Source organism: Paraburkholderia solisilvae (genome assembly GCF_902859875.1).
GTDB classification, from domain to species: domain Bacteria; phylum Pseudomonadota; class Gammaproteobacteria; order Burkholderiales; family Burkholderiaceae; genus Paraburkholderia; species Paraburkholderia solisilvae.
This window is the reverse complement of record NZ_CADIKF010000052.1, coordinates 43,442-53,754: the sequence shown is the minus strand read 5'-3', so window position 1 is coordinate 53,754 and position 10,313 is coordinate 43,442. Positions and strand designations below refer to the sequence as shown.

Annotated in this window: 9 protein-coding genes and 1 pseudogene; 8 read left to right on the top strand and 2 right to left on the bottom strand. The window is 65.0% G+C overall.

Annotation, left to right across the window (positions count from 1 at the left end; all coding sequences use genetic code 11):
* Window positions 1–327, top strand: a pseudogene (locus HV675_RS25700) (hypothetical protein); the annotation flags it as partial.
* Between the two features lie 81 nt (window positions 328–408).
* Here HV675_RS25700 and HV675_RS25695 read toward each other — a convergent pair.
* On the bottom strand, window positions 409–1,806 hold the full coding sequence (locus HV675_RS25695; RefSeq protein ID WP_175114265.1) for a dihydrolipoyl dehydrogenase: 1,398 nt from the start codon (window positions 1,804–1,806) through the stop codon (window positions 409–411).
* A gap of 170 nt (window positions 1,807–1,976) precedes the next feature.
* Here HV675_RS25695 and HV675_RS25690 point away from each other — a divergent pair, with 170 nt between their 5' ends.
* The 7 genes from HV675_RS25690 to HV675_RS25660 all read left to right on the top strand — a co-directional run bounded on the left by HV675_RS25690 (window position 1,977) and on the right by HV675_RS25660 (window position 9,738).
* Entirely contained in the window at window positions 1,977–3,086 is a 1,110-nt protein-coding gene (locus HV675_RS25690) for an AraC family transcriptional regulator (RefSeq protein WP_175114264.1), read from the top strand.
* Between the two features lie 396 nt (window positions 3,087–3,482).
* Window positions 3,483–4,001 carry a carboxymuconolactone decarboxylase family protein gene (locus HV675_RS25685; protein ID WP_175114263.1) on the top strand — a complete coding sequence of 173 codons (519 nt, stop codon included), beginning with the start codon at window positions 3,483–3,485 and terminating at the stop codon, window positions 3,999–4,001.
* A 106-nt stretch (window positions 4,002–4,107) separates the two neighbouring features.
* Window positions 4,108–4,368, top strand: a complete 261-nt coding sequence (grxC, locus tag HV675_RS25680) for a glutaredoxin 3 (protein WP_175114262.1) — start codon at window positions 4,108–4,110, stop codon at window positions 4,366–4,368.
* Window positions 4,369–4,740: 372 nt separating this feature from the next.
* Window positions 4,741–5,961 (top strand): ABC transporter substrate-binding protein, encoded by a 1,221-nt coding sequence (locus tag HV675_RS25675; RefSeq protein WP_175114261.1) that lies wholly within the window; start codon window positions 4,741–4,743, stop codon window positions 5,959–5,961.
* Between the two features lie 112 nt (window positions 5,962–6,073).
* Window positions 6,074–6,949: a branched-chain amino acid ABC transporter permease gene (locus HV675_RS25670; protein WP_175114260.1), complete on the top strand. Its 876-nt coding sequence runs from the start codon at window positions 6,074–6,076 to the stop codon at window positions 6,947–6,949.
* A gap of 10 nt (window positions 6,950–6,959) precedes the next feature.
* Window positions 6,960–8,930, top strand: coding sequence for a branched-chain amino acid ABC transporter ATP-binding protein/permease (locus tag HV675_RS25665; protein ID WP_246270536.1), 1,971 nt, complete (start codon window positions 6,960–6,962; stop codon window positions 8,928–8,930).
* A 73-nt stretch (window positions 8,931–9,003) separates the two neighbouring features.
* The gene (locus tag HV675_RS25660; protein WP_175114259.1) at window positions 9,004–9,738 is read left to right on the top strand and encodes an ABC transporter ATP-binding protein; all 735 of its coding nucleotides are present in this window, start codon (window positions 9,004–9,006) and stop codon (window positions 9,736–9,738) included.
* A gap of 115 nt (window positions 9,739–9,853) precedes the next feature.
* Here HV675_RS25660 and HV675_RS25655 read toward each other — a convergent pair whose 3' ends face one another.
* Window positions 9,854–10,090, bottom strand: a complete 237-nt coding sequence (locus HV675_RS25655; protein ID WP_175114258.1) for a hypothetical protein — start codon at window positions 10,088–10,090, stop codon at window positions 9,854–9,856.
* Between the last annotated feature and the right edge of the window lie 223 nt (window positions 10,091–10,313).

Here is a 10,313-nt window from a genome sequence, read left to right as displayed (position 1 = left end):
CGCGCGGCGCACGCGGGCGGAGCGGGCGGCGCCGGTGGTGCAGGCGGGTCGGGCGGCGGCGGTGGTTCAGTGTCGACGAATCCCGCCGTTCAGGAGATCCAGCAGCTGATCAAGGATCTGCAGGCGCAGCTGACCGCGGTCGAAGGGCAGATTGCCACCTTGTCGCTGCACCGCGGGGCCGGCAGCACGCCGAACCCGGCGATCGCGGTCTTGCAGACCGCCGCGATGACGATCGAAGGGGCGATGGCGACAGCAGCGGCCGAACTCGCGTCGTTGCTGTCGGAGGAAGGTCAGACGTCGGGCGCATTGTTCAGCGGCCAGGCCTGAGACATAGGGCAGAAGGCGTAGGGCAGAAGGAGTACGGCACAGGGACGCTTCACGATCTAGGCGCCCCCGCATCCCGCTCGCTCATTGCGCGTCTTTCAGCCGCGCCACCGCGTTTCTCAGCGCGGTGCGCAAGCCTTCCTCGACGACCGGATGGTAGAACGGCATCTCGAGCATCGCGTCGACGGTGAGGTTCATCTGCAGGGCCCACGCGAGCAGATGGGCGATGTGCTCGGCGTCCGGCCCGATCCACTCGGCGCCGGCGAAGCGGCGCGTCATCCTGTCCACATACACGTGCATCAGCCCGCGATTGCGCAGCATCACGCGGCTGCGCCCCTGGTCTTCGAAGCTCACGTCGCCGGTGACGAAGCTGCCGGGCGCAAGGTCCGCGTGCCGCGTGCCGACCATCGCGATGCCCGGGTCCGAGAACAGCACCGAGATCGGCGCACGGCGCACGAGCGGCGTGACAAACGGATAATGCGCGGCGTTGTTGCCGGCCGCGCGTCCTTCGTCGGCGGCTTCGTGCAACAGCGGCAGCACGCCGTTCGCGTCGCCCGCGATAAACACCGGATGCGTGCCGGCCTGCAGCGTCAGCGGGTCGTACGCCGGCACGCCGTTCGCGTCGAGTGCGAACGTCGTGTTGCCGAGCGCGAGCCTGTCGACGTTCGCACGGCGGCCCGCGGTGACGAGCACATAGTCGAACGTATCGTCGACGAGCGTGCCGTCGCTCGTGCGGTAGCGCAGATGCACGACGTCGCCTTCGCGCGTCGCCGCTTCGACTTCCGCGCGCGCTTCGAAACGCAGCTCATCGCTGAACACCTGCTGCGCGTAGTCGCGGATCGCCGGATCGGAGAGCGGGCCGACGCGGCCGCGCGCGCCGAGCACCGTCACGTCGACGTGCAGGCGCGCAAGCGCCTGACCGAGTTCGAGGCCGATCACGCCGGCGCCGATCACCGCGACCTTGCGCGGCAGATCGTCCCAGTCGAAGACGTCGTCGTTGACGATCGCCCGCTCGCCGAGTGTGCGATACAACGGCGGCACATACGGTGACGAGCCGGTCGCGATCACGACGCTGCGCGCCCGCACGCGGATGTGCTCGCCGACCTGCAGCAGGTTGTCGTCGATAAACTTCGCGTAGCCGATCAGGCGGTCCTCCGCGGGCAGCGCTTCGACGCTGTCGACCACGAAACCGACGAAGCGGTCGCGTTCGCTTTTCACGCGCCGCATCACCTCGCGGCCGTCGACGCGGATCGTGCCGTCGACATGCACGCCGAACGGCGCGGTGCGAGCGGCCGCATGCGCGGCCTCGGCGGCTGCGATCAGGAGCTTCGACGGCATACAGCCGACGCGCGCACAGGTCGTGCCGTAAGGGCCGCCTTCGATCAGAACAGTCGACGCGCCCGCGGCCTTCGCCGCGCGGTACGCCGACAGGCCGGCGCTGCCGGCGCCGATCACCGCGACATCGATATTGATCGTCTTCATCTATCGCTCCAATTCGTTGCATGCATCGCGCACACAAGGCCTGAGACCCATTGGCCGTGCGCCGCGCCGTCGTCCAGTAAAATCGGGCTGCATGGGATGGAGTCAATGTACGTCGGTCGCCGCTGCGTGCGAATTCGCTAACGGATCAACAAATTGCTCAAACGACTCATATGGATCTGCTAAGCCGCTTCCTGTCGCTGACGCCGGTGAACGGACGCATCGACGAGCGCTGCCATTTCGGTTCGCCCTGGGCGGTGGAGGTCGGCACCGCGGGCCTTCACGAGATTCCGTATCACGTGCTGCTGACGGGTGAAGCGGTGCTCGAGGACGGCAACGGGCCGCCGCGCAAGCTGACGGCCGGCGACGTGATCCTGTTTCCGACCGGCACGGCGCACCGGATTCACGACGGAAGCGGCGCGCAGCCCGCGCCGTCGGTCAAGCGCCGCAATATCACGTTGACCGTGGTGGAAAACGACAGCACGGGGCCGGCTGCCGATCTGCTATGCGGGCGCTTTCTGGTCGGCGCGATGCCGGACCGGCTGCTGCGCGAACATCTGCCCGCGCGGCTCGTCGTGAGCACCGGGCCGGTCGCGAATCATGGCGCGCAAAGCGGCTCGCACGACGCGGCATCCGACACCGCGCGCAACGAAGCCGCCGGGGCGATGCACATCGCGGACGTCGCGGCCGAAGGCGGCGCGCTCATGCAGGCGGACGCCGAGGACGGCAAGCGCGCGCACGCGCAGTCGACCGTGGCCGGCTCGCGCCTCGCGCGCATCGTCTCGCTGATGCGGGAAGAAGCGCTCGACGAAAGCCCCGGCAGCGAATGTCTGATCAACTATCTGTCCGCGGCGCTTTTTGCATTGACGCTGCGTTTTGCGAGCGAAGCCGCGGACGCGCCGCGCGGCCTGCTTGCGCTCGCCGGGCAGCCGCGCCTGCAGCCGGCGCTGTCTTCGATGTTCGAGCAGCCCGGCGAACCGTGGACGCTCGATCAGTTCGCGGCCATGTGCCACATGTCCCGCGCGACGTTCGTGCGACAGTTTCAGGAAGCGATCGGCCGCTCCGCGACCGACATGCTGACTGAAGTGCGCCTGACGATCGCAGGTCGCGCGCTGCTGCAAACCTCGACGTCGGTCGCCGAGATCGGCGCGACGGTCGGCTATCAATCCGAGGCCGCGTTTCAGCGGGTGTTCAAGCGGCATATCGGTGTGACGCCCGCGCGCTGGCGCGCGACCGGCGGCAATACCCAGCCGCAGGCTCAGATTCAGATCCACGCGAAGTAATCGACGTGACGGGCGGCGCGTTCGCGCCCGCTTGTCGCGTCGCGCATCCGAACGCTTGCCGCACGGCGCCTGATTCACCGCTGTTGCAGCTGCTGCGTCTCTCTCTTCATTCCCTTCCCGACACTTTGCACGATGCCGTTCGTTCGGATGCCGTATGGCGCATCCGCACGCGGCAGGCCGTTGTGTGCCGCCGCGCGCGGCCATGTGTCCGCGCGACGTTCACGGTGACGCGCGGTCGATCCCGCTGAGACGAATGAGCGGTTTCTTGATTCGCCGCGCGATTAACGAATCGCGAGCCACCGCTTAAAGTTCACTCACGCCGTCGGATGACGGAAGCGATTCCGGAAATTCGAGTTGGTTGCATTTTCAACAATTTACTGTTTAAGGAGAACCACCATGGCACGCGTTCAATCCCTGTCGATCGGACAAGCCCCTGCTTCCGCGCAAGCGTCGCTGCACGCGGTTGAGAAAGCGACGGGTTTCCTGCCGAATATGTTCAAGGTGCTCGCGAACTCGCCGGCATCGCTCGGCGCATACCTGCAGGCGCAACAACAGTTGTCGAAGGGCGAACTGACCGCGCCCGAACGCGAAACCGTCGCGCTTGCGGTATCGGAAGTGAGCGCATGTGAATACTGTCTCGCCGCGCACTCGCACTTCGCCCGCAAGGCGGGTCTGTCGGACGACGCAATTCGCGCCGCGCGCAACGGCACAGGCAACGCGATTGCCGCGTTCGCGAGCACGGTGGCGCGCGAGCGCGGCCGGCTGAGCGATGCGGATATCGCGGCGGCCCACGAAGCAGGGCTCACGGACAGCAAGCTTGTCGAGATCATCGCCGTCGCCGCGCAACTGACCTTCACGAACTTCCTGAACAACGTTGCGCAAAGCGAAGTGGATTTCCCGCCCGTCGAAGCGTGAGCGCCGTCGGCGTGCCGAGCGACACGAAGCGGCGATGCGGTGCGCGCGTGCGTATGCGCGTGTGCGCCGCGTCGCGAATCTGAAACCGGAATTCAAGGAGATGACGATGTCCGCAATCACCGTTTATACGAAACCGACCTGCCCGTATTGTCTTGCCGCGAAAGCGCTCTTGCGCAGCAAGGGCGTCGCCTTCAACGAAATCAGCATCGAGGGCGATGCCGCGAAGACGCGCGAAATGATCGAGCGCAGCGGCCGCCGCACGGTGCCGCAAATTTATATCGGCGACACGCACGTCGGCGGCTTCGACGATCTGCACGCGCTCGATGCGCAAGGCGGTCTGGACACGCTGCTGGCGGCGACAGTCTGAGGTTCGAAAAACGGCGCCTCTGGCCGCCGGGTTCGCGCAGTGCGCCGGCGTCGTCCTGAAACGGCACGCCGGCGCTCTTCATATTTGCGGCGCGCACAGTGCCTCTTTTTCCGCTACGGGTTCGGGCCCTCGCATCGTCGCCGTGCACGAAATGTTGTGCGGGCAACCAAAAAGTGTAGCTAACAGTTAACTTACGGGTAACCCCGCATAGTGACGGATGGCTTACGATTTCTATACTGGCTATCGGATCGAAGCAGCATTGAAGCAGGCGTGACGCGGCTCGCAGCGTGAGCGCCGGCTGCGCTTCGATCGCGGCGGCAGTCGTCCGGCTGTCGTTGCACCAGAACACAGCATAAAGCTACGGAGACGACGATGAGACTTCGCTTCAAAAGCGTTGCGGGCGCGCTTGTACTCGCACTGTTCGCCACCGCCGGTCATGCGGCGGACCCGATCCGGATCGGCGTCGACGGTCCGTTCACCGGCGGCTCGTCGTCGATGGGCGTCAGCATGCGCGACGGCGTGCGGCTCGCGACCATGGAGATCAACAAAAATGGCGGCGTGCTCGGCCGCCAGCTGGTATTGGTCGAGCGCGACGACGAAGCGAAGAACGAGCGCGGCGTGCAGATCGCGCAGGAACTGATCAACAAGGAAAAGGTGGTCGCGGTGGTCGGTTATATCAACACCGGCGTCGCGCTCGCTTCGCAACGCTTCTTTCAGGAAGCGAAGATTCCGGTGTTCAACAACGTGGCAACCGGCAGCATCGTGACGAAGCAGTTCGCCGATCAGCCGGACAACTACGTGTTCCGCAACGCGGCGGCCGACCGCATCCAGGCGCCGATGATCGTCGAGGAAGCGGTCACGAAGCGCGGCTACCAGAAGGTCGCGATTCTCGCGGACTCGACGAACTACGGCCAGCTCGGCCGCGAGGACCTCGAAAAGGCGCTCGCCGCCAAGGGCGTCAAACCGGTCGCGGTCGAGAAATTCAATATCAAGGACGTCGATATGACCGCGCAGCTGCTGAAGGCGAAAGAGGCCGGCGCGCAGGCGGTGCTCACCTATGGCATCGGGCCTGAGCTCGCGCAGATCGCGAACGGCATGGCCAAGCTCGGCTGGAAGGTGCCGCTGATCGGCAGCTGGACGCTGTCGATGGCGAACTATATCGACAACGCGGGCGCGAACGGCGAAGGCGCGCGGATGCCGCAAACCTTCATTCAGGAGCCGAACACCGCGAAACGCAAGGCGTTTATCGATGCGTACCTGAAGGAGTTCAAGCCGAAGAACAACCGCATCGACTCGCCGGTATCGGCCGCGCAGGGCTACGACTCGATCTATCTGCTGGCCGCCGCGATCACGCAGGCCGGCACGACCGACGGCCCGAAGGTGCGCGCCGCGCTCGAAAACCTGAACACGAAGGTCGAAGGCGTGGTGATGGTCTACGACAAGCCGTACACGCACGACGATCACGAAGCGATCAGCCCGAACGTGCCGGTGATCGGCGAAGTGAAGGGCGGGCGCGTCGTCTACGCATACGACGCGGACAAGCAGGGCGGCGGACAGTTGCGCACGAAACAGTCGACCACCGCGGCGAACTGACGCGCACCTCTTCGCGGCGAGCCGCGCCCGCCTGCCGGCGGGGGCGGCTTTGTGTTGTGTTGTCGATGGTTTCCAGCAGTCCGTCGCTCGGGCTCTTCGCAGTGGATCGATCATGACCATCCTGCTTCAGCTTATCTATAGCGGTATCGCGCTCGGCATGATCTACGCGGTGATCGCATTCGGCTATCAACTCACGTTCGCGACCTCCGGCACGCTGAACTTCGGCCAGGGCGACGCGCTGATGCTCGGCGCGCTGGTCGGCCTCACGCTCGTCACGCTCGGCGTCAACTACTGGCTGATGATTCCGCTGGTATGCGTGTTCGGACTCGCACAAGGCGCGTTTGTCGAACGGATCGGCGTGCGGCCCGCGATCAAGATCAAGTCCGAGTTCGGCTGGATCATGTCGACGATCGCGCTCGGCATCATCTTCAAGAACGTCGCGGAAAACGTCTGGGGCCGCGACGACCTGCGCTTTCCGTCGCCGTTGCCCGAGGCGCCGCTGAGCATTTTCGGCGCGAATGTACTGCCGATGGAATTGCTGGTGGTGGGCGGCGCACTGGTCATGATGCTGGCCGTCGAGTTCTTCAATCGCAAGACGATCTTCGGCAAAGCGGTCGTCGCGACCTCGAACGACCGCGACGCGGCCGCGCTGATGGGCATCAACACGGGGCTCGTCATTACGTTTTCGTATGCGCTGTCGTCCCTGACCGCGGCCTTTGCGGGCGTGCTGATCGCGCCGCTCACGCTGACCGGCGCGACGATGGGCGCGGTGCTCGGCCTGAAGGCGTTCGCGGTGGCGATTATCGGCGGGCTGTCGAGCGGGATGGGCATTATCGTCGGCGGCGTGATTCTCGGCATTGCCGAAACCACTACCGGTTTCTACCTGTCGACCGGCTACAAGGACGTGCCGGGTCTCGTGCTGCTGCTGATCGTGCTCGCGATCAGGCCCGCGGGCCTGTTCGGCAAAACCGCGATCAAAAAGGTCTGAGGTGCGCGACGTGAACCGGAAAAACACCTCGAAGAAGGCCCTCGCCATCGGGCTCGGATTGATCGCGCTGGCGGTCTTTCCGTTGCTGTCGGGCAATCCGTATTACATCCACCTGGTCGAGACCATCATGATCTACGCGATCCTGCTGTTCGGTCTCGACATCGTGGTCGGCTATACCGGGCAGGTGTCGCTCGGCCATGCGGGGCTGTTCGGCGTCGGCGCATACACCGCGGGCGTGCTGTTCATGAAGCTCGGCATGCCGTTTTACGTGACCGCGCCGCTCGCGATTGCCGTCACGGCAGCGTTCGGCGCGATTCTCGCACTGCCGGCGCTGCGCGTGTCCGGCCCGTATCTCGCGATGGTCACGCTCGCGTTCGGCACGATCATTCAGATCCTGATCAACGAAATGGATTTTCTGACGAGCGGGCCGCTCGGCATCAAGATTCCGAAGCCGTCGTTCGGCGGCGGCCCGCCGATGAACGAGACCGAGTATTACTGGCTCGTCGCGGCACTGCTCGTCGTGTCACTTATCGTCGTGCACCGCGTACTGAAGTCGCATCTGGGCCGCGCGTTCGAGGCGCTGCGCGACAGTCCGGTCGCGTCGGACTGCATGGGTGTTTCCGTGTATCGCTACAAGGTCTACGCGTTCGTGATCAGCGCGGGCTTCGCGGGGCTCGCCGGCTGCCTGTATTCGTACTCGGAACAGTACATCTCGCCGAACACGTACAACTTCGAGCTGACCATTCTGTTCCTGCTCGCGATCATCATGGGCGGACGCAAGACGCGCAGCGGCGCGCTGCTCGGCTCGACGATCATCGTGCTGCTGCCGAAACTGCTCGACGATATCGACTCGTTCCGCCTCGTCGCCACCGCGCTCGCGGCGCTCGTCGCACTCGGTGCGGCGTTCGCGCTATCGCGCAAGAGCACCACGCCGCGCAAGGTGGCCGTGCCGGTAGCGGGCACGGTCGGGCTGGCGGCGTTCTCATATGGAATCGACACGCTGACCGACTGGCGGCTGACGATTTTCGGGCTGATGATTCTGCTCGTCGTCTATTACCTGCAGGACGGGGTGGTCGGCTTCGTGCGCAAGTTTTTCATGCACGGCCGCGTGCGCACCGTCACCGTCGATACCAGCAAGCCGGCGGAACTCATCGCCGATGCGATCGTCTCGGTGCGGGAACCGGCGACAGGCGGTGAAGCAGGCAGCGCGCAGGAAGACACCATTCTCGATGTGCGCGGCATCGTGATGCAGTTCAGCGGCCTGAAAGCGCTGAATAACGTCGATCTCGCGGTGCGGCGCGGCGCGATTCACGGCCTGATCGGTCCGAACGGTTCCGGCAAAAGCACGATGATGAACGTGCTGACCGGCATCTATACGCCGACCGCGGGCGCGATCGAATACGCGGGGCAATCGATCGCCGGGCGCACGGCGTCGGACATCGCGTTGTCCGGCATCGCGCGCACATTCCAGAACGTGCAGCTGTTCGGCGAAATGACCGCGCTCGAAAACGTGCTGGTCGGGCTGCATCATACGTTCCGGTCCAACTTCGCGGATATCGGGCTGATGTCGTCGCGTTATCGCGCCGAAGAACATGCGGCGCGTGTGCGCGCATTCGGCATGCTGCGTTTCGTCGGTCTCGACAATGTGGCCGGCGAGGAAGCGCGCAATCTGCCGTACGGCAAGCAGCGTCTGCTCGAAATCGCGCGTGCGCTCGCGCTCGACCCGAAGCTGCTGCTGCTCGACGAACCGGCCGCGGGCCTCACCGCGCCCGATATCAAGGAGCTCGTAACGATCATTCGCAAGGTGCGCGATCACGGCATTACCGTCGTGCTGATCGAACATCATATGGACGTGGTGATGAACGTGTGCGACACGGTGTCGGTGCTCGATTTCGGACAGAAGATCGCCGAAGGCAAGCCCGCGGAAATTCAGGTGGACCAGAAGGTGATCGAAGCGTATCTCGGCGGGCTGGCGGCCTGATCATCAGGGTTCGCCAGACGCCGCCGCGGACGCTACACGCGATGCGCAACCAGCGCGCACAACAGGAAACACCATGCTTTCGATCCGGAATCTGCATGCGGGGTACGGCAAGGTCAAAGTGCTGCACGGCATCTCGATGGATGTGCCGAAGGCGTCGGTCGTCACGCTGATCGGCTCGAACGGCGCCGGCAAAACGACCACGATGCGGGCGATCTCCGGCATGATCCGTCCGAGCGACGGCGAGATCACGATGGGTAGCGACGGCGCGCGCAAGCGGATCGATGGGTTCGACTCGCACCGTATTGCGCGGCTGGGTCTTGCCCATTCGCCGGAAGGGCGGCGCGTGTTCGCGACGATGTCCGTCACGGATAATCTGCTGCTCGGCGCATTTCCGCGACTCACCGGCGCGCGCCCACGCGGCGACGTCGCAGCGGACCTCGAGCGCGCGATCGAACTCTTTCCGCGTTTGAAGGAGCGGCGCAACCAGCTGGCCGGCACGCTGTCCGGCGGCGAGCAGCAAATGCTCGCGATGGCGCGCGCAGTGATGTTGAATCCGGATATCGTGCTGCTCGACGAACCGTCGATGGGACTCGCGCCGATCCTCGTCGACGAGGTGTTCCGCATTATCGGACGCCTGAAAGAGCAGGGCGTGACGATGCTGCTTGTCGAGCAGTTTGCGGCGGCGGCGCTCAACGTCGCCGACTACGGATACGTGCTCGAGAACGGCAGGATCGCGACGCACGGCACGGCGGCGCAGTTGCGCAACGACCCGCTCGTGAAGGCCGCCTATCTCGGCAACAGTCATTGAGTCATGCGCAGCCTGTTTGCACACTGACAGACAACTGATAGACGCCACGCTTCGGACGTCGCACCGGACGTCACACTTCCAATCCGCGTGCCGCGCGCGTTCTGCGCGACGCTCGTCACGTGCGGCGCTTCTTCCACGCATAGTCAGCCGGCGGGTCCGCCACGCCCGCCTGTCCGACCGCATGCGGATTTTCGCTGCATAGCGAAACGAAGCTGACGCCATCGCCGGCCGCTTGCCGTTTTCGTAACGCTTCGGCAAACGCGAGCGCCTGCGTGAGCGCGCCGCCCTCGAAGGGTTCGAACCGCGCGACGCCTCGCTGCACGTCGCCCTCGAGCCAATACACGACGAACATAGGGATCCTTGCTCCAGTCAATGCGCGGCGCGCACGATGGTTGCGCTTGCACGAAGCCTCGATGCGCTTCGCGCACCGATCATGTAGCATCGAATGTGCGCCTGCAAGACCGGATGCGGGCTTCGCGGGTGGCCACGCGGTACGCGGCCCGCAAGCAAAGTTCGCGCGCGATGCATACAGCCGGCACACGCCGCCCGATACCGGTCCGCAATACAGGCGTTTT